Here is a 22154-nt window from a genome sequence, read left to right on the forward strand (position 1 = left end):
TGCTATGAGCCAAGTTTCCGAAACCACCGTCGATCGCGACATCGACACCTCTGCGATGCAGGTCTCCAAGACCGACGTGGCCATCGACGTTATCGGCATGCACAAATGGTATGGCGATTTCCACGTGCTGCGCGACATCAACCTCAGGGTCATGCGCGGCGAGCGTATTGTCATCGCCGGCCCCTCGGGCTCGGGCAAATCCACGCTGATCCGTTGCATCAACCGGCTCGAAGAGCATCAGGAAGGTCAGATTATCGTCAACGGCACGGAGCTGACCGCTGACCTTAAGCGCATTGACGAAGTGCGCCGTGAAGTCGGCATGGTGTTCCAGCACTTCAACCTGTTCCCGCACCTGACCATCCTGCAAAACCTCACGCTCGCCCCCATCTGGGTGCGCGGCATCCCCAAGGCGGAAGCCGAGGCGACAGCCATGCATTATCTAGAGCGGGTCAAGATCCCGGAGCAGGCCAACAAGTTCCCCGGACAGCTTTCCGGCGGCCAGCAGCAGCGCGTGGCGATCGCCCGCTCGCTGTGCATGCAGCCGCGCATCATGCTGTTTGACGAACCCACCTCGGCGCTGGACCCGGAAATGGTCAAGGAAGTGCTCGAAGTGATGATCAGCCTCGCCGAAGACGGCATGACCATGATCTGCGTGACCCACGAAATGGGCTTTGCCCGCCAGGTTGCCAACCGCGTCATCTTCATGGACCAGGGGCAGATCGTCGAGCAGAACGATCCAGAGCAGTTCTTCTCCAACCCGCAGCATGAGCGCACCAAGCTCTTCCTCAGCCAGATTCTGCACTGAGTTCGCATCCCGATTGCCCTGTCGAAAACGGCAGGGCAATCGGCCGCTTGGCTTGACCGCGAGGGGCAGCGGGCCAATATGCTGTGGCGAGCAAGGAAGCCCGGCGTTTTGACCAGATTTTTCAAGCGATTGCTTACTGCGGCAGCGGGCGCTGCCTGTGCGCTGGCGCTCACCGCTGCGCCGGTGATGGCGCAATCGACCCTCGATATTGTGCGTGAACGCGGCTTCCTGATCTGTGGCGCCACCAATCCGTTGCCCGGTTTTGCCCAGCAGGATGCCGAAGGCCGCTGGTCCGGCTTCGACGTCGATCTTTGTCGCGGTATCGCGGCCGCGGTGTTTGGCGACAGCGATCCAAAGCGCATCGAGTTCCGCGCGCTGCGCGGCGAGACCCGCTTTGCGCCACTCCAGACCGGCACGGTCGACGTTCTCACCCGCAACGGTCCCTGGACCGAGCGCCGCGATACGCTCTACGGCGCTAGCTATGTCGGCACGGCCTTCTTCGACGGCCAGGCATTCCTCGTGCCGCAATCGCTGGGCGTCGTTTCCGCCTTCGAGTTAGATGACATCAGCGTCTGCATCATCGATGGCGGCGAAGAACTCGAGCGCATGCAAGAATTCTTCTTCGCCAATCAGGCCAGCTACACCGAAGTGCCCTACGAAGATGTGGCCGACCTTGCCGTCGCCTATCAGGCCGGCCTCTGCCAGGCTGTCTCCGCCTCAGGCCGGCAGCTCCAGGCCATCCGACGCGCGCTGCCCGATCCGGCGGCCCACCGCATCCTGCCCGAGCGCATCTCCAAGGAGCTGATGGGCCCGGTCGTGCGTGAAGGCGACCAGCAATGGTTCAATATTGTCCGCTGGACGCTCTACGCTCTCGTCAACGCCGAGGAGGGCGGCGTCACCTCGCTCAACACCGAGTCGCTGGCCGCAACCCGCACCCCGGCCATCCGCCGTCTGCTCGGCGTCGAGGGCGATTTCGGCACCCCCTTGGGCCTCAAGCGAACCTTCATGGCCGACGTCATCCGCACCATTGGCAACTATGCCGAGCTTTACGATCGACACTTCGGTCCGCAGACGGGCGCTGCTCTGCTGCGCGGGCCCAATGCCCTATGGACCAATGGCGGCCTGCTCTACGCACCGCCCGTCCTTTAGCGGAATCTAATCGGCAAATACCAGGCTTACGCGCCTGTTTTGCTTGCCCTTTTTCTCGATCTTGCCCAGCGCCAAGCGGCCGATTTCGCTGGTATTGCGCACATGCGTTCCGCCGCAGGGCTGCAGGTCGATTGCCCCGATGCGGATCAGCCGAACCCGGCCCTGGCCCATGGGTGGCTTGACGTTCATAGTCTTGATAAGGTCGGGATTGGCGGCCATCTCCGCATCGGTGATCCACTCCTGGGTCACTTCGTGTTTGCCGGCAACCATGGCGTTGAGCTCGGCCTCCAATGCCGCCAGATCCTCCGGCACTTCGGGCATGTCGAAGTCCAGCCTTCCTTTGTCCTCACCCACCGAACCGCCAGTTACCGGGAACGGAAACACCACCGACAACAGATGCAGCGCTGTATGCATGCGCATCAGCTTGTAGCGGCGCTCCCAATCGATCCGGGCAACGACGGATTCGCCAACGGCAGGCAACCGCGAGCCCTCGACCGGCACATGCGCGACCTGCGTCTTGTCGCCGTCGGGGTGGATGGTCGTGGCGATGATGATCGTCGACCCATCGGCTAGTTCGATCTGGCCATTGTCACCCGGCTGCCCGCCCGAAGCGGCGTAGAACACCGTCTTGTCGAGCACGAACCCACCCTCCGCTGTCACTGCGGTTACCGTGGCAGGTGTCGATTGCAGATAGCTGTCGTCGCGAAACAGGAATTCGGTCATAAAAAAACTCAGAGAAGGGGAGAAAGCAGGCGCGCGGCCTGCGTCATGAAACGGAGGGGCAGGGTGCGGGTCCTGACCTCTTCGATGCTCACCTGACGGCAGCTTTTGAAGTCCTCGATCAGCATCGCCTCCACTGCATCGATGGTCTTCTTATCGGTGAACCACAGCGTGATCTCGAAGTTGATCGCGAAGGACCGGTTGTCGAAGTTGACGCTGCCGATAGAGGCGATCTGGTCGTCCATCAGCACCACCTTCTGGTGCAGGAACCCGTCCTGATAGCGGTGAATTTCCACCCCGTGCTCGATCATCGCATCGGCATGGGCGATGCTGGCCAGCCAGACCAGCTTGTGATCGGGCTCGTCGGGCAACATGACGCGCACATCGACGCCGCGCAGCTTGGCCGCGAACAGCGCCGTCCGGATGTCGGTATCCGGCACGAAATAGGGACTGACAATCCACAGCCGCTCGCGCGCCCGGCCGATGATATCGGTGAAGGCGATCGCGCATTCCTCAAGCTTGTCGGCCGGACCACTGCCCATCACCAGCACCGACTGGTCGCCGGGTGTCGCCACGGTCTCGGGGGGCGTCGCCGGCAGCGTCTCGCCCGTCGCCCATTCCCAATCCTCGCGGAACAGCAGGGCGCAGCCGAGCGCAGCCGGTCCGGAAACACGCACATGGGTATCGCGCCAGCGACCGAAGCGTGGATTCTCGCCCAGATACTCCACGCCCACATTGTGCCCGCCGACCCAGGCATGCTCGCCATCCACCACCACGATCTTGCGATGGTTGCGGTAGTTGATGCGGCTTGGGCCATAGACGCGCAGGAACTTGTGGCGCTGGTTGAACCCCGCCACCTTGATTCCGGCTTCGCGCAATTGCGTGCGGTAGCGCTTTGGCATGCCGGTGCTGCCGATATCGTCATAGAGCAGGTAGACGCTCACGCCGGCCCTTGCCCGTTCGATTAGGCGCTCGGCTAGTTCCTTGCCCAGCGCATCGTCGCGGACGATGTAGAACTGCACCAGCAGGTAGTCCTTGGCCTTGGCAATGCCCTCGAAGATCGAATCGAACGTGGCGCGCCCGTCCACCAGCAGCTCCACCGCGTTGCCGTTGAGGAACGGTACCTCGGAGACCTTGGTCTGCACCGGCCACAAGTGGCTAGTCTCCCGGTCGATCAACGCCAAATCCTTTGCGCGTAGCGGGCGGGCGGCGCGACCATTCCGTATCCGGTCGGTCGCATAGTCGTCGAAGGCCTTCCAGCCGAAGATCAGATAGAGAAACGCCGTGGGAAACGGCAGCAATCCCAGCGACAGTAGCCAGGCGATGGAACCCTGCGACGTTCGAGAATTCATGATCTCACGCACGGCGCAGATAAAGGCCAGCAGATAGATCGCCGCCGTGATGGCCGCGACAATGTGAAAGTCGGCGATGATCGCCCTGAGAATATCGTCGATGCCGACCAAAACGCCGCCCCACAACCAGAGCCGGCACTGTATCAGCCGCGCGTCGTCCGACAATGCCATTGGTTGACATCCATCGCGCGAAAGCTAGTCTCTCGTCATGGCTCGTGCAGCCAGCCGCTCGCGCCCGCAAGGGACGGTGAATGCACGACGATCGCTGGTTTGACCCTCTGGACGGGCAAGCCGTCAGCAATGCGAGCACTGACCAATAAATTGCCCGGCGGAGAAGGATCGAACCATGCATGGCTTCATGGATTCAAAGCTCATGGCCAAACTGCTGCGGCAAGGTTTGGCCGAGCGCGGCGTAGACTTGTCGCACAGCGACTGTCTTGAATTGGTGGCACGCCAGTTTGGCGTGGCCAACTGGAACATCCTGAGCGCAAGGATAGAAGCTGGCGCAAGCGCATCTGATGGCGAGGTGCCAAGAGGCTGGATCAGAACCGGCAACAACGCGAAATTCTACCGGACTGGCCTCGATGCATCCCTCGACGCGGCCTGGGTCGAGAGCAAGCCGGAACTCGTGGACACGATCGGCCATGGTGACTTCTGCACCCTGATGCAGACCGTCGACGCCGCGGCATATCGTGCACGCAGCGTGCGAGTTAGCAGTCAGTTGCGCGCTCTCGGCGTCGATGGCGGCGTGACGATCTGGTTTCGCATCGATGGCCCGGACGGTTCGCTGCGCTTCGAGAATTTGGAGCATAGCGAAGCCGATGGCCCGATCTCTGGCACGACGGACTGGACAGAACGAAACATCGTCCTGGACGTACCCGACGAGGCCAAGACCCTGAATTACGGCTTCTACCTAAAGGGCAATGGCAAGGGTTGGGCTCGCGGTTTTCACCTTGAGGCCGTCGATTCCAGGGTAGTCCCCAATACCAAGAATGGCGGCGTGTTGGCGCTGCCGACCAATCTCGGCTTCGTAGAACTGCGATAGGTGGAGCGAGCCGGTCTCAGACCGGCTCCGGCTCGATAATCCCAGAGATATCGATCGGCGAGCGGCCTTCCATCCACTTCGGCACCGGCAGCCCCTTGGCATGCAGGAACTCCGGATTGAATATCTTGCTGGCATAGCGGTTGCCGTAGTCGCAAAGCACCGTGACGATGGTCTTGCCCGGGCCCAGGTCGCGCGCCATGCGCACGGCTCCGGCAATGTTGATGGCGCTTGAGCCGCCCAGGCACAGTCCCTCATGCTCCAGCAGGTCGAAGATGTAGGGCAGGGCCTCGGCGTCGGAGATCTGGTAGGGATTGTCGATCTTGAGCCCTTCGAGGTTTGCCGTGATGCGCCCCTGGCCGATGCCCTCGGTGATCGAATTGCCCGACGATTTGAGTTCGCCATTGGCAAAATAGTTGTAGAGCGCCGCACCCTCAGGGTCGGCGAGGCCGATCTTGATATCGGGGTTGCGCGACCGCAGTGCCTCTGCCACCCCGGCTAGCGTACCGCCCGAGCCGACCGAGCAAATGAAACCATCAATCCTGCCGCCAGTCTGCTGCCAGATTTCTGGTCCCGTGGTTTCGATATGGGCGCGCCGGTTGGAGGTGTTGTCGAACTGGTTGGCCCAGACGGCGCCGCCCGGCAGTTCGCGGGCCAGCTTCTCGGCGAGTCGGCCTGAAATCTTGATGTAGTTATTCGGGTTCTTGTACGGCTTGGCCGGGACCTCGATCAGCTCGGCGCCATAAAGCCGTAGCGCGTCCTTCTTTTCCTGGCTTTGCGTATCGGGGATGACGATCACCGATTTGAAGCCCAGCGAATTGGCCACCAGCGTCAGCCCGATGCCGGTATTGCCCGCCGTGCCCTCAACGATCGTTCCGCCGGGCTTCAGCGCGCCGGATTTGACCGCGTCGTGGATGATGAACAGCGCTGCCCGATCCTTCACCGATTGCCCGGGATTGAGGAACTCCGCCTTGCCCCAGATGTCGCATCCCGTCAGTTCGGAGACGCGGTTGAGGCGGATAAGCGGCGTATTGCCGATAGCGGAGATGAGGTCTTCGTGCTTGGCCATGGATCGATCTGCAAGGGCTGTGAGGGACTTATGGTAGGTGTGCGCACCCGCCGCCGCAAGCCGCTACCGGCCATCCCGGCACGGCTTTTCCCGGTTGGCAGGGCCAGCGCAACGCCTGTGCGCCAGCAGCCGAACGCCGGAATTTCATTCCGTCAGAGCACCGATGCTGCATCCAGCGCACGGGATCGTGACGCCTTGAGGTCGACAATCGGCAGGGGATAGGTCTCGCCCAACACGACATCGGCGTCAGCCAACACCTCTTTAGGTGCGTCGGCGGGCTTGTGTATCCAGGCACTCGGCAGCTTCGCCAGCTCCGGAACCCATCGGCGCACATAGTCGCCGTCCGCGTCGAACCTTTCTCCCTGCGTCACCGGGTTGAAGATACGGAAATAAGGAGCGGCATCGAGCCCGCAACCGGCCACCCATTGCCAGCTTGCCGGGTTGTTCGCCACGTCGGCATCGACCAGGCAATCCCAGAACCATTCTTCGCCTTTACGCCAGTCGATCAGCAGGTTCTTGGTCAGCAGGGACGCAACCAGCATGCGCACCCGGTTCTGCATATACCCGGTCTCCCACAGCTCCCGCATACCAGCATCGATAATGGGTAGGCCGGTCCGCCCATGTTGCCAGGCCTCCAGGTCCTTCTCCGATGCCCGCCAGTTTATGCCCGCATACTTTGGCTGCATCGGCTCGGTAGTTATATCCGGCCTGTGGTAGAGCTGGTGATGGCTGAAGTCGCGCCAGGCCAGTTCGGACAGGAATTTGTCGATTGCCGGCTGCAGTTGATGATTGCCATGGGCGACGGCCATGGATGTGTGCCAGACCTGCCGCGCGCTGATCTCGCCAAAGCGCAGATGCGGCGACAAGCGCGACGTCGCTTCGCGCGCCGGAAAATCCCGGCCTGCTGGATAATTCTCCACCTGATCGTCGAGAAAGTCCGCCAAAGCCTGGCGCGCGGCCGCCTCGCCGACGGACCAATGCTGCGCCAGCTTCGCCGCCCATTTCGGCTCGATGTAGGCATCGTCTACGGCACGGGGATCGCGGCTTTCACCCGCCGCTGGGCGGTGCTTGGGCGTGGCAATGTCGTGGGTCTTGAGGGTTTTCCAGAATGGGGTGAACACCGAATAGGGCTTGCCCTGACCCGTCTGGATATCCCAGGGCTCGACCAGCACATTGCCCTCGAACGAGGCTGCGCTGATGCCACGCTCTCGTAGCCCCTCCTTGATCGCTTGATCGATCGCCCGCTCGCCCGGCGCGTAACGCCTGTTCCAGTAGACCGCTCCGGCATGGAGTTCCGCGACCAGGGCATCGACGACTTCGCGGCTGTTGCCTCGGCGCACGATCAACTCGACGCCAAGCTCGGCCAGCGACCTGTTCAATGCGACGAGGCTCTGGTGCAACCACCAGCGGGCGGCGCCTCCAGGGGGACGCACACCGGCCGTTCCCTCGTGGATGTAGAGCGCAATGACGCGCCCGCCTTCGCGCATTGCTGCGGTCAGCGCTGGGTTGTCGGCAATCCGCAGGTCATTGCGCAGCCAGACGATCGTCGTTCGAACCATGGAGCCCTCCGCTCCAAATACGCCCGGAGCGCGCAAATGGTTCAAACTATTCCATCACCTCGGCCAGATGCTCCAGTGCGGCGCTCCACGCCTCGATGGAGAAAATGCGCGATTCCGGATCGGCATGAGCCAGGCCCCGCTCGGTGATGGTAATCTGGGTCTGGTCGTCGCCGATCGCCTTGAATGCAATTTCAAGCACGAAGATCAGGTCATCGCCATCGTCCTCGTCATCCTTGTGCACCCAGGACATGACGAGCTTCTCGTTTTCGACGAACTGCAGGATTTCGCCGCTGACCGTATGATCCTCCGGATCTTCGTCGTCACCGAACGTGGTGAACTTGTATTCGCCACCTTCGAAGGCATCGAGTTCGGCCTCGTCGGCCTGCCACTGCTCGATCAGCGCCGGATCGGTCCAGGCGGAGAACACATCGGCGATATTGGCGTCGATGGTGCGCGTCAGGGTGATCTGGCTTTCGCTGTCGATGTCCATGCCGTTGCTCATGCTGGTACCTTTTCGGTTGGATGCAGTTCGTCGGTCCTGGGCAGGAAGATGGTGAGGAACCCGAGAACCGGCAGGAAAGCGCAGATGCTGAAGATACTGACGATGCCGATCTGGTCGGCGAGCGCGCCCATACCCGCCGCGCCAATGGCACCGATGCCAAAAGCAAAGCCGAACACGAAGCCGGCAATCATGCCAACCTTACCGGGCACCAGCTCCTGCGCATAGACGACGATAGCCGAGAATGCGGACGACAGGATCAATCCGACCATCACGCTGGCCGCAGCGGTACCCAACAGGTCTAGATACGGCAGGAGCAGCGTGAAGGGCAGGGCGCCAAGGATGGAAGCCCAGATGACGCTCAATCGTCCGAACCGGTCGGCCACCGGGCCGCCGAGGAGCGTGCCGGCCGCGATAGCGCCCAGGAACAGGAACAGATAGAACTGCGCGTCGCGCGCCGAGAGATCGAATTTCTCGATCAGGAAGAAGCTGTAATAGCTCTTGAGCGTCTCGATATAGATAAACTTGCTCAGCAGCAGCGCGCCGATCACAGCGAATGCGATGGTCAAGCGCCGCCGGGAGAGATTCGGTTTGTCGCTCACCCGCTTGGGCTGCGACGCCAACTGCCGCTGGTGGGCGGCATACCACCGCCCGACATAGCTCAGCAGCATGACGCCCAGTAACGCCGCCAGGACGAACCAGGCAATGCTGCTCTGCCCCAGCGGCAGCAGGATCATGGCTGCGGCCAGCGGGCCCAGGGCGGTACCGATATTACCGCCGAACTGGAACATCGACTGTGCCAGCCCGAACTTGCCGCCCGAGGCCAGCCGCGCCAGACGCGACGCCTCGGGATGGAACAGGGCCGACCCGGTGCCCATCACGACCGAGGCCAGCATGAGCAGCCAAAACCCATTGGCTGTGGCCAACATCAGCACGCCAACCGCCACGATGCTCATCGATAGCGCCAGCCAGTAGGGCTTGGGCTTGAGGTCGCCATAGAGACCGAAAGCCGGCTGCAGCAGGCATGCCGTAATCTGCTGCGCCAGCACCAGCAGGCCGATCTGCGTGTAGCTGAGGTTGTAGATGTCCTTGAGCAGCGGGAAGAGCGCCGGCAACAGGAACTGCGTGAGGTCGTTGAGCAGGTGCGCCCCGCTGACGGCCAGGATGACATTCAGGGATGTGCGCTGCGCGGCCGGGGCGGCCGCGCCGGGAAGGGCGTCCATGAAGAGAGGAGTCCAAAGCTCGAAATATGCGAACCCGTACGAGCGCCGATTGGCGCTGGCAGTGCCAGGTTATGCGGGAATGGGGCTCAAAACGAGCGCTACGAATGGCTCCGCGGGTAGGATTCGAACCTACGACCAATCGGTTAACAGCCGATTGCTCTACCACTGAGCTACCGCGGAATACCTTCGTCAGACCTTCTTGCGAAGGCGAGGTCCATGTAGCGAACTTGATTTGCTTTGCCAAGCCCCAAATCTCCCGCGTGTGAATAAGTCACGACAGTGGACGGGTAGACCGGGCGCGCCGCTCAAGTGCGATCACGTCTTCAATGGTGTTGACGTTGTGAAACGGATTGTCCGTCTGGTCCCCCGACCAGTCGACGGCCTCGGCACCGAGCAGCCTTTGCAGAGCCTTAAGGCTTGCCGGCGGGGCAGGGGCCGCCATGCGTTCGGGCAGATCGGCGATTGCCTCTATCCGCCATGCCGCATTGGGCGGATAGAAGTCGTCCTTCCACGCCGCATAGCTGGCTGGGGCTTGCGCCAGCGGTGCTACCATCCGCGCCACGAAATCAGTAGGCAGGAACGGCGTGTCCACCGCGACGGACACCAGCTCGCCGCGCACAACACCGCGCCGCCGCAGCGCAGTCACTGCAGCGGCGAGCCCGGCGAGTGGCCCGGCGCACGGAACGGGGAGATCCGGCACGGCTTCCGCGCCCTCCGGCAGGTCGGATATCGCCGAATGCGGTCCGCTCGATACCATCAGCGGGTCTGCGACTGGCCCCAGTGCTGCCGAGACCCGGTCTATCAGTCGCAAGCCGCCAATACGCAGCGAGCCCTTGCGAACGCCACCCAGGCGCTGCCCCTGCCCACCCGCAATGATCACCGCGTGGACCAGGCTCATTGCCCCTCGATATCGGGTGCGCGCGGGATACCCCAGCGCAACAGGACCAGCATGGCGATTCCTCCTACCAGCCCCCAGAACGGCGCGCCGACGCCGATGATCGTGATTCCCGAGGCCGTGGTGACAAAGGTGAAGATCGCTGGCAGCCGTGTTTCCTCCACCACCAGCGCCCCCGAAAGCGCTGCGGCAAGGCTGGAGAGCAGCGCCAGGCCGGCGACGGCCTGGATCAGTAGCGGCGGCGATGCCGCAATGAACGCTGCCGCCAAGCTCGCGGCCGGTGCCAGCAGCAGATAGACGACGCCGGCCGAGATCGGCGCCGGCCAGCGTTTGCTCTTTTCGGGATGCGCCTCGGGTCCGGCGCAGATCGCCGCGGTGATTGCCGCCAGGTTGCTGGTATGCCCGCCAAAGAATGCCGTGACGGCGCTGGCAATGCCGGTGATGACGAAGAGCGGTGCCGGAGGCAGCTCAAAGCCATTGGCCTTCATCACCGCGAGGCCCGGCAGGTTCTGCGATGCCATTGTCACCACATAGAGCGGCAGGCCGATGCGGATGATCGCATCAAGGGTGAAGACCGGCATTACCGGCACAAAGACCGGCCAACTGCCGTCCAGCGCGCCCGGCTCCAGATGCGTTGTGGTGGCCAGCAGAATGCCCGTCACCACCACCGCGATCGGCACCGCATAGCGCCGCGCAAACCGCAAGCCGATGACCCAGGCGAGCAGAATGGGCAGCGCCAGGGCCGGCATGGCTGCCACTGCGTTGATCGGCGCCAGGCAGAGCGTCAACAGCATGCCCGCCAGCATGGCATTGGCGATCGGCGCTGGAATCGCGGCCATCAGCCGGGCAAGAGGCCTGATCAATCCCGTCAGCACGATCAGCCCCGCGGCCACAAGGAACGCCCCCGCGACCGCGGGGAAGCCGCCGACCGGCTCACCAACCGTCAGGATGAACGCGACACCAGGCGTCGACCAGGCAAAACTCACCGGCACCCGAACACGCGCGCTCACCACGATGTTGAGAATGCCAATGGCGATGCACACCGACATGAGGCCCGAACCGGCCTGCTGCGGTGAGGCGCCGGTCGCCGTCAGTGCGGCCAGCACCAGCGTAAACGTGCTGGCATAGCCAACGACCGCCGCAAGCGCACCCGCCATGATCGGCTGAAAATACTCGCGCTGCCCCGGCGCGGCGGACAAGGCTTGTGCCAAGACGATTCCCCCTGATGCGAGCGCAGACTATGCAAGCCCGGGGTCGGGGTGAAGCGCAAAAGCCGCCTCGGCCGCCCCGGCGTCGACCGCCCCGTCGGCGCGTCGTCATAATTCAGAAAATTCACCGTCGATTAGGGAGGGTCTTGCATAAGCAATGTCCGTCCAATAGTTACTGCGGACGTGAGGCCACGTGGCGGAGTGGTGACGCAGCGGATTGCAAATCCGCGTACTCCGGTTCAATTCCGGACGTGGCCTCCAATGATTTCACCCACAAATTCATATGATTACCACCAGCCGCCCGCTGTGGGGCGGTCTTGTCGTTTGCTCACTTTCTGTATTTTCAAGCCTCGTCTCGTCCAGCGATGACGAGCAAGCGACCCCGCGATCACTAACACCGGACTACTGGGCAACCATGTCTGCCGGGAGCCGTTCTCGATTTGGGCGGTAAGCCCCAGAAAGAGGAGAAGCCTATGTCCAGAACCATACTTTCAGCATCCGTTGCTGTGCTGATGCTCAGCCTGTCCCCGGCCGTTTTCGCGCAGGAAATGACGCTCATGGGCACGCCGGTGCCCGCCGATCAGGTCGAGCGTATTCAGGCGCAGTGCGACACGCTCGCGGCCGAAACCGGCATGGGCGCGGGAACCAGCACCGATACTTCCAGCCCCGAAAGCGACGATACCGAGGCCAGCCCGTCAGGTGACGCGGGTGGAGGCGAGGTCGACTTTGCAACCCTGGATATGGCCACGATCACGATTGAGGCCTGTCGCGACGGCGGCTTTACGCCAGCGGCAAACTAGAAGGGCTGGCGCCTCGACAGCTTTGCCGGGGCGCCTCACCTTCGGGGCCTCTTGCCCCTCTCTGGCCGCTGACATATGAGCTATGCGCAGCTCTTTTTGTCGCGGCACACCAAGCCGTCTTGCCAAATGCACGCCGCCGAGGATATTCACGTCCAGCATATGGTCGCACGAGGGCGGGCTGACGGACATGACCGATTTTGAGCGTTCGCGCGAGCACATGGTAGATAACCAGCTCCGCACGAGCGGTATCACCGACTGGCGTATTCTGGCGCGGATGAGCGAGGTTCCGCGTGAGCTCTTTGTCCCCGCGTCGCGCGCCGCCGTTGCCTATATCGACGAGGTGCAGTGGCTTGAGCAGGCCGGTTCCGGCCGTTTCATCGCGCCCCCCGCGACATTCGCCAAACTTCTCCAGCTTGCCGAGGTCACCGAAGCTGATGCCGTGCTCGATGTCGGGTCGGGCACCGGCTACTCCGCGGCGATCATCGCTGGCCTTGCCGGGTCGGTTGTCGGCCTCGAGCAGAATGCGGCGCTGGCAAGCACGGCTCGCGATAATCTCTCGGCGCTCGGCCTGGCGGACGTGCGCATCGTTGCCGGCGATATCGGGCAGGTCGGCAAGGCTCAGTTCGACGTCATCCTCGTCGAGGGCGCGCTGGACACGGTTCCCGATACCTTCTTTGCGGCGCTCACGGATGGTGGGCGTCTGGTGGCTCTGATGCGTCGTGGCGCCGTCGCCGTGGCGAGCGTTTTCGTCAAGTCGGGCAAGGGCATTGCAGCGCGTGACGAGTTCAACGCCTGGTTGCCGCCACTCCTGACCGTTAAGGCCGAGGAAGAGTTTGTATTTTAAAGTGTCGGTTGAGCGATCCGTGTTGCGTGCCGGGCACGCAACAAGATTAATCGCGCATCGGGCTTGGTTGGGATTGCGCTCGCAGGTTGTGTACCCCATGTGCGGCGCGTACTATTCTGGGGACTGGAGGCGGGCCATGAGTTTTCGCAGGAAATTGGTCGCAAGTGTGCTGGCCTTGAGTGTGGCAGCGTTTGCGATCGGCGGTGCGCAAGCGCAGTCCATCACGCAGGCTTTGACGAGGGCCTATGACTACGCACCGGACCTGCAGGCGGCTCTGTTGAGTGCCAAGGTCGCGGCCGAAAATATCGCCCTTGCTGAATCGGGTAAGCGACCGACGATCGGCGCTACGTTGGGCGGCAGCTACAACTGGCAGCTGCAGAACGGCGCTATCGGCGACGGCACGTCGCTGACCACCGGGCTGTCCTACAATCAGACCATCTACGACAACTTCCAGACCGACGCTCAGATCGAGTCCGCGCGCGCTGGCGCCGAGGCGGCCGAATACCAGATACGCAACACTGAGCAGAATGTGCTGCTTTCGGTCGTGCAGGCTTACATGTCCGTACTTAGGGACCGGCAACTCGTCGCCCTGCGCCAGGAAAACGTGAACTTCTTCCAGGCACAGCTGCAGTCGGCGCGCGATCGGCTCGACGTTGGCGAAGGCACCCGCATCGATGTTGCGCAGGCCGAGGCTCGCCTCGCCCAGGGGGACGCGACCTATCGTGCCTCGCTCAGCAGCGTCGAGATCAGTCAGGCGACGTTCCAGCGCTATGTCGGCGTCGCGCCACAGAATCTCGACTCGTCGCATAATTACAGCCGCCTCATCCCGAGCAATCTGCAGGCCGCGATTGCTGAGGCCGAAGTTGGCCACCCCGCCATTCTCATGTCCAAGGCCGCTATCCGCGCCGCTCAGGCGGGCAGCGATGCAGCCCAGGCCGCGTTTGGCCCCAAGGCGTCGGTCACCGGTTCGCTGGGTACGCGCTGGACTGGTCCGTCCGGCGGCCCGCAGGACGGTATCAGCGGCAGCGTCGGCTTCCAGATTACCGTGCCGATCTACGCTGGCGGTGCCATTGGTGCCGGGGTCCGCAAGGCCAATATCGAGCAGATCAAGTCCGAAGTGACGGCGATGTCGTCCTATGACCAGATCCGGGAGGCCGTGATTTCGGCCTGGGCCGGTATCCAGAGCGCCGACGCGCAGATTTCCGCTGCCAATGCCGCTGTTGCTGCCGGCCGTGAAGTGCTCGACGGCGTCATTCAGGAACGTGACCTCGGTACCCGCACGACGCTCGATGTGCTCAACGCCCAGGCCGAGCTGACGACGGCGCGCGAAGGTCTCATCAACGCTTCCACCAATAAGGTCATCGCGACCTTCTCGTTGCTGGCCGCTACCGGCCACCTCACCGCGACCGATCTGGGTCTCGCTGTCGAGGTCAAGTCGGCAGTCCGCTACACGCAGGCAGTCGAAGACGTGTGGCAGGAGCTGCGCACGGTTGCCGAGTAAGCTCAACAGGGCGAATTCCATCCTTTGTGGCCGGGCAATGCCCGGCCACAACTTTTAGTGGAAGACCCCTTGCGGCTTGACCTCGGTGATTCCTAATTGCGGCGTGCCGGTTTATGGTGGTGACTACGAATCAGGGGGTGGCCGCATAGCGGGGGCCTCGTGCCAGGTTCGAGCGCGCATGAGTAAGAGGCATCGATGAACAAGCCGGCACCCAAAGAACCCTCGATGGACGAAATCCTGTCGTCCATTCGGCAGATCATTGCCGATGACGATGCCGCAGGGGTTCCGCGTCGCCCGACCATCCAGGCAGCGCCGCCACCGATGCAGGCGACGCCCGCCCGTCCTCTCGACCGCGATCTGAGCGACATGCTCGACGATATCGAGCCTTTGGCCCTGTCTCCGGCCCAGATCGTCAGCGAAGAGGCTCCGGACGATGACGTCGGCGGCTTCAGCTTCGACTCGATCCTGGCCGATACGGCGATCGAGGAAGAACCGGCTGCCATCAGTGCCCAGCTCGTCGAACCCGAAGATATCAGCTTCGCCGTTGAGGAGATTGAGGACGGTCTGCCAGCCTTCGACCCGCCGCCGATGCGCGTGCAGGCACCCGAGTCAACGCCGCAACCCGAGCCCGCCCGCGTGGCGCCGCGCCCGCAGCCTTCGATTGCCCAGGCCGCGCCTATGCCGGACCCGACTTTGTCGAGCGACATTGCCGATCAGCTTCTAGAACCGGCGACGCAGGCCGCCGTGCGCAGCTCGATCACCAAGCTCAATGGCCTGGGCATGGGCAATTCCGGCGCTACCATCGAGTCGCTAATGCGCGACATGCTGCGCCCGATGCTCAAGGAATGGCTGGACGAAAACTTGCCATCCGTCGTCGAGCGCATGGTGGAAAAGGAAATCGCCCGCATTTCGCGCGGCGACTGACCATTCCCGCCGCGCCGCTGTTGACCCTGCGCCGCGCATTTGCTTGAAGTCTGCCAAACCTATTGTTCGACCCGCCAGGTGCTTCTCCAACGAGCAGCCCGTCTTGGCGGGTCGCTGCTGTTGTGAGTGACGTTATGCTTGAAAAGTCCTACGAGCCCGGCGCCGTCGAAGATCGCGTCTATCGCGACTGGCTGAAGGCCGATGCCTTTGCCGCGGGGGCAGGGGCCCCAGATGGCGCCGAGACCTTCACCATCGTCATTCCGCCGCCCAACGTTACCGGCTCGCTTCATATTGGCCACGCGCTGAACAACACGATCCAGGACATCCTGGTGCGTTTCAATCGCATGCTCCGTAAGGACGTCCTCTGGCAGCCGGGCACCGATCATGCCGGCATCGCCACCCAGATGATCGTCGAGCGCCAGCTGATGGAGCGGCAGCAGCCCGGCCGTCGTGAAATGGGCCGCGAGAAGTTCGTCGAGCGTGTCTGGGAATGGAAGGCCGAGAGCGGCGGCACCATCATGAACCAGCTCAAGCGCCTCGGCGCTTCGGCTGACTTCTCCCGCGAGCGCTTCACCATGGGCGACAATGGCGCCGCCGACGACCAGATGGTCCGCGCCGTCACCAAGGTTTTCGTCGAACTGCACAAGCGCGGCCTGATCTACCGTGCCAAGCGCCTCGTCAACTGGCATCCGGGCCTCGAAACCGCCATTTCCGATCTCGAAGTCGAGAACATCGAGATCAAGGGTCACATGTGGCACCTGCGCTATCCGCTGGCCGATGGTGTGACCTACCAGTTCCCGATTGCCCATGACGAAGAGGGTAAGCCCACCGAGTGGGAGACACGCGACTATATCATCGTCGCGACCACCCGGCCCGAAACCATGCTCGGCGATAGCGGCATTGCCGTGCATCCGACCGATGAGCGCTACGCGCCGCTGGTGGGCAAGTTCGTCGACCTGCCGCTGGTCGGCCGCCGTATTCCGATCGTTGCCGACGAGTACGCCGACCCCATTCTGGGGACCGGTGCGGTCAAGATCACTCCGGCGCACGACTTCAACGACTTCGAAGTCGGCGTTCGCAACAATCTCGACCAGATCAACGTTTTCACGACCAACGGTTCCATCCGCGCAGACGAGAATATTCCTGAGCGCTTTTGGGGCCTCGATCGCTTCGTCGCGCGCAAGGCGATCGTCGCCGACCTGGCCGCGCTGGCCGAAGCCGAGCCGACCCGTGGCCTCGATCATATCGAGGACAAGAAGATCATGGTCCCGCATGACGAGAAGTCCAAGCTCGTCGTCATCGAGCCCTTCCTTACTGACCAGTGGTGGGTCAAGGCCGACGTGCTGGCCCAACCGGCCATGGCTGCGGTCCGCGAGGGCCGCACCAAGTTCGTGCCCCAGCAGTACGAGAACACCTATTTCGCCTGGCTGGAGAACATAAAACCCTGGTGCATCTCGCGCCAGCTCTGGTGGGGCCATCAGATTCCGGCCTGGTATGGCCCGGACAATGAGGCCTTCGTAGCTTCCAGTGAAGCCGAAGCCTTCCAGATGGCTGTCGATCACTACCGCAAAACGGCCGGAAATGGTGGACCATTCCAAACGGTTGAGGACTTTGACGACTTCCTGAAGCAGCCGGTGGCCTCGTCGCTGCTGCGGCGCGACGAAGACGTGCTCGACACCTGGTTTTCCTCCGCCCTCTGGCCCTTCTCCACCCTGGGCTGGCCGGACGACACCGCCGAGCTGCGCCGCTACTATCCAACTGACGTTCTCGTCACGGGCTTCGACATCATTTTCTTCTGGGTCGCCAGGATGATGATGATGGGTCTTGAGTTCCTGGATGAAGAGCCGTTCCACACGGTCTACATGCACGCGCTGGTCCGCGACGAAAAGGGCCAGAAGATGAGCAAGACCAAGGGCAACGTCATCGACCCGCTGGAACTCATCGACCAGTACGGTGCCGACGCCACCCGCTTCACCCTCGCCGCTATGGCCGCACAGGGCCGCGATCTCAAGCTGTCGCTGCAGCGCGTCGAGGGCTACCGCAACTTCGTCACCAAGATCTGGAACGCCGCCCGCTTCCTTGAAATGAACGAGTGCCGCCGCGTCGAGGGCTACGATCCCAAGGCTAACAAGCTGCCGCTCAATCGCTGGATCGTTGGCGCCACCGCGCGCGGCGCTGCCGCCGTTACCCAGGGCATTGCCGATTACAAGTTCAACGAAGCCGCCAATTCCGCCTATGACTTCGTCTGGGGCACCTTCTGCGACTGGTACGTCGAATTCGCCAAGCCGGTTTTCATGGGCGAGGATGAAGCTGCCAAGGCCGAAACCCGCGCCACTGCGGCCTGGGCGCTCGACCAGATCCTGACCATCCTCCACCCCTTCATGCCCTTCGTCACCGAAGAGCTGTGGGCGGAGACTGGCAAGTTCGGTCCGGCGAGATCCAACATGCTGATCCTCACCGATTGGCCGGATCTAGCGGGCCTCGAGGACCCATCCGCCGATGCCGAACTGACCTGGCTGATTGATGTCATCACAAATGTCCGCTCGGTTCGATCAGAGATGAATGTGCCCGCGAGCGCCAAGCTGCCGCTGGTGGTCGTCGGCGCAGGGGACGAAACCCTGCGCCGCCTCGTCGCGGGCACCTCGTTGATTACCCGTCTGGCGCGCCTCGAAGAAATCTCGCCGCAATCGACCGTCCCTGGCGAGTCCGCCCAGTTCGTCGTCGGCGAGGCCACCTGGGCCCTGCCGCTGGCAGGCTTCATCGACATATCAGCCGAAAAGTTGCGCCTCGAAAAGGAAGTGACCAAGCTCGATGGCGAGGTCACCCAGATCGACAAGAAGCTCGGCAACGAGCAATTTGTCGCCAAGGCGCCCGAAGAGGTGATCGAAGAACAAAAGGCTCGTCGTGAAGCTGCCATCGAACGGCGTCATCACATCACCGAAGCGCTGAAGCGTTTGAGCTGACAGCCCACCCATAGGGTAGTGGCACAAGCCGGCCATCACCACTGGACGGCACATCCCCCTTGATGGGGGAGGCTGGGAGGGGGTGACCAGAGCCCGATATCGGGGTCAACCCACCCCCACCCTGATCCCTCCCCTTAGGGGGAGGGTGTCGACTGAAAGGCTCGATACCCGATGGACGACACGATCCCGCGCGAACCGCCCGCCCGACATGTCGCCAATGGCATGGTCGGTGTTGGCGCGGTCCTGGTCTTCGACGGCAAGGGCGGCGTTGTCCGTCATGAGCCGACGGCCGATGAACCCAAAGTGCCGGTGCGCGGCTTCAAGCTGGTTTGCGGCAACTCCAAAGCTCCTGAATTCAAGGTTTGGCTCAAGCAGGAACTGGGTGAGTTCAACGCCGATCTGTTGACGGTCCCGAGCACCCGCTCGCGCTGCACGGTTATCGAGGACCGTGCCATGGTGGTGATGCGGGTGGCGCGCCCGGGCGCTGAACCGCACGATATCGGCCGCCAATTGCTGACGCTGTGGATCGAAAAGGGGCGCGTCATCATCGCCTCCGAGCTCAATATCCTCGATTTCCTCGGCCTCAACAAATGGGTAGCCTCCCACCACGCGCCCGTTAGCCCGGCTGACCTGGTCGCCCGCCTCGGCCTGCGCGCCGCCGACAGGCTGGAGCCGCTCGTGGAAATGCTCGGTGATCGCCTCGACGACATCGAAGAGGCGCTGATCGTTCAGAAAAGCATCAAGAACAACAATCGCCTCGCCGAATTGCGCCGCAACCTCATCGGCTTCCGCCGCCTGGTCTGGCCGCAGCGGGACGTGCTCAACACGCTCGAAATCGAAGACCTCTCCCATTTCACTGCCCGCGACCGGCTGCGGCTGCGCGAGGCGTCGGCGCGGTCGGCACGCATCGGCGATGAGCTGCAGGCCCTCTCCGAGCGTGCCGTGCTGGTGCACGAACAGATCATCGATGCCCGCGCCGAACAGATGAACCGCACCATGCTGGTTCTGGCCGCTGTGACAGTCGTGTTCATGCCGCTCACGCTGCTCACCGGCGCCCTGGGTATGAACGTTGCCGGCATTCCGTTTTCCGATAACCCGCACGCCTTCTGGGCCGTCTGCGCGGGCCTCTTCGTCATGGCGCTGGGTATCGTCTGGTGGATGCGCGGTCAGCGCTGGCTGTAGGGCCCGAGGAATTTCCTCCCAACTCTCTGAAAACTCGATCGTCACCCTCGGGCTTGCCGCAAGAGTCCTTCACTTGCTGACCGTGCGGCAAGTGTAGAGCCCTGGGGTCAGGCCCGAGGGTGACGAGCTGTGGAGGGGCACCGCGTCCCTTCCTACCTTTCCTCCTTGCTAGATACTCGCCTGCACTTTGTGCAAACCAGCATAGAGCCCTTCCGCCGCCATCAGCACGTCGTGCGAGCCCTCTTCGGCAATGCCGTCTGCCGTGAGCACCAGTATCCGGTCCGCTTTCCGCACTGTCGACAGCCGATGGGCGATGACAATAGTCGTTCGTCCCTTGGTCAGATCAAGCAACGCTTGCTGCACCGCCCGCTCGCTCTCGTTGTCGAGCGCGCTGGTCGCCTCATCGAAGATCAGGATGGCAGGGTCCTTGAGAAAGGCCCGGGCGATCGTGAGCCGTTGCTTCTGCCCACCGGAAAGCTTCACTCCGCGCTGGCCGATGTCGGTGTCATAGCCTTGGGGCAGGGCGCTGATGAACTCGTGTGCGTTAGCCGCTTTCGCCGCCGCCACGATCTCGGCGTCCGATGCTTCCGGGCAGCCATAGCGCAGGTTCTCCGCCACCGTGCCGCTGAACAGATACACATCCTGCTGCACCACCCCAACGCTGCGGCGCAGCGAGGCCAAGGTCACATTGCGCACATCATGCCCGTCGATAGTGATAGCGCCTTCGTCCACGTCATAAAAACGCGGAATGAGCGCACAGAGCGTGCTCTTGCCTACGCCGGACGGGCCGACCAGCGCCACGAACTCGCCTGGACGCACATCGAGCGTCAGCCGATGCAGCACATGCGGGCCGTCCTCTTCGTAGCGGAAGCCCACATCCTGAAACCTGACACGTCCGGCAACGTCGCCAAGGGCGACTGCGCCGGGCCGGTCGACGATGTCGGGCTGTTCTTCCAGCAGCTCCATGGCCCGTACGAAGCCGGTATAGCCCTCCTGCCAAAGCCGGATGAAGTTATCCAGCCGCCGCACCGGATCGACCAGCACGCCCACACAGAGCAGGAAGGTCAGCATTTCCTCGACGGTCAGGGCACCGCTGAGGATACGCAGGGCGCCAGCGACGATGACCATGATGGTCACCAGTTGCGCGAAACCGTCCATGCCGACCCAGAGCAGGGCCTCGCTGCGATAGCCGGCCGCGCGGCTCTGGAAGAAGCGTTGGTTCTCCACCTCGAAACGGCGCAGCTCCATCGCCTCATTGGCGAAGGACTGCACGACCCGCACGCCGGCCAACGCGTCTTCCACCCGCTCGTTTACCGAGGCGATGCGTTCCTTGCTGCTCTTGAGCGCCACATTCATGTGCCGGTTGAAATGCCGCGCATAGATCACGGCAAAGGGCACCAGCAGGGCTATCAGCCCCGCCAGAACCGGGTCGAGGATCGCAAGCACCACCATGGCGCCGCCGAATTTCAGCACGCTGATCGCGATGTCTTCCGGCCCGTGGTGGAACAGCTCGCCCAGCCACAGCGAGTCGTTGCTGATCCGGCTCATCAACTGGCCGGTTCGTTGGCGGTCATAGAAACTGAAAGATAGCTTCTGGCAGTGCTCGAACAACCCCCGGCGCACGTCGGCCTCGATCCGTGCGCCCATGACATGGCCCTGATAGTCGACGAAGTAGGTGGCAAGGGACTGCACTAGGAACACGCCAAGCATGATCCCACCCACGGCCAGGATCTGCATCATGCCATTGTCGGCGGCGGCCAGGTCGGGCAGGCGTGTGGTGATGTAGCTGGCGCAAAGCGGCAGCGCGATCGCGGTGGCGGCCACAAGGACAGCACACGCAAGATCGGCCAGCAGCAGCCCCTTGTAGGGCCGGTAGTAGTCGATGAATTTGCGGAAGCGTGAAGCAGCGCGCGCGGGATCAGTGCCCCCGCGGCTGGTCAGGCTGGAAAGAAGTTTGGAGAGAAAGTGGCTACGGCTGGCGTCTTGGCGCGGCCCCGTGCTCGATTTTCGAGAGTGCATGAACTGTCATGTCCTGTTGAAGAATAGCTCCTTTCGTCTGGGACACGGTTTTCATTGCAGGCTCCTTCGTTATCGGTGTCCTGCAATATGCGGATGCGACTTGCGTCACACAACCCGCCGCCCCCTTGGAACGCCCCTCAGCCTCCGTTCTGTGACGATTCCGCAACAGCGGTCGTGAATCAATTTGGCTGGCCCGTGCAGCAACCATTTGGCGATGTTTGTCGCCACAATCTCACCCTAAACGAGAAGGCATAGGCATCTGGGGGCGGATGGCCTGTGGGCCGATACGGCGTTGTCCGTTCGCCCGCGCGTTTTCCACCCTTACTGCCTGGCCATGGACCAACCATGCCGATTGCCGCCGTTGCGCGGGGATTTGCTAGGGCGGGCCTGGTTGAAAGGT

At 62.8% G+C, this 22154-nt stretch carries 17 protein-coding genes, 2 tRNA genes and 1 pseudogene; 10 read left to right on the forward strand and 10 right to left on the reverse strand.

Features of this window, described 5'->3' with window-relative positions:
• Positions 1 to 4 precede the first annotated feature (4 nt).
• Positions 5 to 805 (forward strand): amino acid ABC transporter ATP-binding protein, encoded by an 801-nt coding sequence (locus MF606_RS08320; RefSeq protein ID WP_275693136.1) that lies wholly within the window; start codon positions 5 to 7, stop codon positions 803 to 805.
• Positions 806 to 913: 108 nt separating this feature from the next.
• A complete protein-coding gene (locus MF606_RS08325) occupies positions 914 to 1954 on the forward strand; it encodes a transporter substrate-binding domain-containing protein (RefSeq protein WP_240233337.1) in 1041 nt (346 codons plus the stop codon).
• A gap of 6 nt (positions 1955 to 1960) precedes the next feature.
• Here MF606_RS08325 and MF606_RS08330 read toward each other — a convergent pair whose 3' ends face one another.
• Both MF606_RS08330 and cls read right to left on the reverse strand, forming a co-directional pair.
• A complete protein-coding gene (locus MF606_RS08330; protein WP_240233338.1) occupies positions 1961 to 2677 on the reverse strand; it encodes an alanyl-tRNA editing protein in 717 nt (238 codons plus the stop codon).
• A gap of 8 nt (positions 2678 to 2685) precedes the next feature.
• Complete coding sequence (gene cls, locus MF606_RS08335; protein WP_240233339.1) at positions 2686 to 4197, reverse strand: cardiolipin synthase; 1512 nt, start codon at positions 4195 to 4197, stop codon at positions 2686 to 2688.
• Positions 4198 to 4372: 175 nt separating this feature from the next.
• Between cls and MF606_RS08340 the strand changes: the two are divergent.
• Positions 4373 to 4543 (forward strand): annotated as a pseudogene (locus MF606_RS08340) (glyoxalase superfamily protein); the annotation flags it as partial.
• Positions 4544 to 5087: 544 nt separating this feature from the next.
• Here MF606_RS08340 and MF606_RS08345 read toward each other — a convergent pair.
• From MF606_RS08345 to MF606_RS08375, 7 genes are all read right to left on the reverse strand, one after another.
• Positions 5088 to 6137, reverse strand: coding sequence for a cysteine synthase A (locus tag MF606_RS08345; protein ID WP_240233340.1), 1050 nt, complete (start codon positions 6135 to 6137; stop codon positions 5088 to 5090).
• Positions 6138 to 6289: 152 nt separating this feature from the next.
• Entirely contained in the window at positions 6290 to 7696 is a 1407-nt protein-coding gene (locus MF606_RS08350; protein ID WP_240233341.1) for a cryptochrome/photolyase family protein, read from the reverse strand.
• Between the two features lie 46 nt (positions 7697 to 7742).
• Complete coding sequence (locus MF606_RS08355) at positions 7743 to 8198, reverse strand: SRPBCC family protein (protein WP_240233342.1); 456 nt, start codon at positions 8196 to 8198, stop codon at positions 7743 to 7745.
• Entirely contained in the window at positions 8195 to 9418 is a 1224-nt protein-coding gene (locus MF606_RS08360; protein WP_240233343.1) for an MFS transporter, read from the reverse strand. Before MF606_RS08360 ends, MF606_RS08355 begins: the two co-directional genes overlap by 4 nt.
• Positions 9419 to 9523: 105 nt before the next feature.
• Positions 9524 to 9598 (reverse strand) — tRNA-Asn (locus tag MF606_RS08365).
• A 91-nt stretch (positions 9599 to 9689) separates the two neighbouring features.
• Entirely contained in the window at positions 9690 to 10316 is a 627-nt protein-coding gene (gene mobA, locus MF606_RS08370) for a molybdenum cofactor guanylyltransferase (RefSeq protein ID WP_240233344.1), read from the reverse strand.
• Positions 10313 to 11524: a benzoate/H(+) symporter BenE family transporter gene (locus MF606_RS08375; RefSeq protein WP_240233345.1), complete on the reverse strand. Its 1212-nt coding sequence runs from the start codon at positions 11522 to 11524 to the stop codon at positions 10313 to 10315. Before MF606_RS08375 ends, mobA begins: the two co-directional genes overlap by 4 nt.
• Positions 11525 to 11708: 184 nt before the next feature.
• Here MF606_RS08375 and MF606_RS08380 point away from each other — a divergent pair.
• The 7 genes from MF606_RS08380 to MF606_RS08415 all read left to right on the forward strand — a co-directional run bounded on the left by MF606_RS08380 (position 11709) and on the right by MF606_RS08415 (position 19735).
• Positions 11709 to 11782 (forward strand) — tRNA-Cys (locus MF606_RS08380).
• Positions 11783 to 11994: 212 nt separating this feature from the next.
• Positions 11995 to 12321 carry a hypothetical protein gene (locus MF606_RS08385; RefSeq protein ID WP_240233346.1) on the forward strand — a complete coding sequence of 109 codons (327 nt, stop codon included), beginning with the start codon at positions 11995 to 11997 and terminating at the stop codon, positions 12319 to 12321.
• A gap of 187 nt (positions 12322 to 12508) precedes the next feature.
• A complete protein-coding gene (locus tag MF606_RS08390) occupies positions 12509 to 13165 on the forward strand; it encodes a protein-L-isoaspartate O-methyltransferase family protein (RefSeq protein WP_240233347.1) in 657 nt (218 codons plus the stop codon).
• Positions 13166 to 13301: 136 nt separating this feature from the next.
• Positions 13302 to 14666 carry a TolC family outer membrane protein gene (locus MF606_RS08395; RefSeq protein ID WP_240233348.1) on the forward strand — a complete coding sequence of 455 codons (1365 nt, stop codon included), beginning with the start codon at positions 13302 to 13304 and terminating at the stop codon, positions 14664 to 14666.
• Between the two features lie 195 nt (positions 14667 to 14861).
• Positions 14862 to 15590, forward strand: a complete 729-nt coding sequence (locus MF606_RS21615) for a DUF2497 domain-containing protein (protein ID WP_275693137.1) — start codon at positions 14862 to 14864, stop codon at positions 15588 to 15590.
• A gap of 134 nt (positions 15591 to 15724) precedes the next feature.
• Positions 15725 to 18553 carry a valine--tRNA ligase gene (locus MF606_RS08410; protein ID WP_240233349.1) on the forward strand — a complete coding sequence of 943 codons (2829 nt, stop codon included), beginning with the start codon at positions 15725 to 15727 and terminating at the stop codon, positions 18551 to 18553.
• Positions 18554 to 18724: 171 nt separating this feature from the next.
• A complete protein-coding gene (locus tag MF606_RS08415; RefSeq protein ID WP_240233350.1) occupies positions 18725 to 19735 on the forward strand; it encodes a CorA family divalent cation transporter in 1011 nt (336 codons plus the stop codon).
• Between the two features lie 168 nt (positions 19736 to 19903).
• Here the strand turns inward: MF606_RS08415 and MF606_RS08420 are convergent, their stop codons facing one another.
• Positions 19904 to 21754 carry an ABC transporter ATP-binding protein gene (locus MF606_RS08420; RefSeq protein ID WP_240233351.1) on the reverse strand — a complete coding sequence of 617 codons (1851 nt, stop codon included), beginning with the start codon at positions 21752 to 21754 and terminating at the stop codon, positions 19904 to 19906.
• Positions 21755 to 22154: the final 400 nt, after the last annotated feature.

Source organism: Devosia lacusdianchii, from assembly GCF_022429625.1.
GTDB classification, from domain to species: domain Bacteria; phylum Pseudomonadota; class Alphaproteobacteria; order Rhizobiales; family Devosiaceae; genus Devosia; species Devosia lacusdianchii.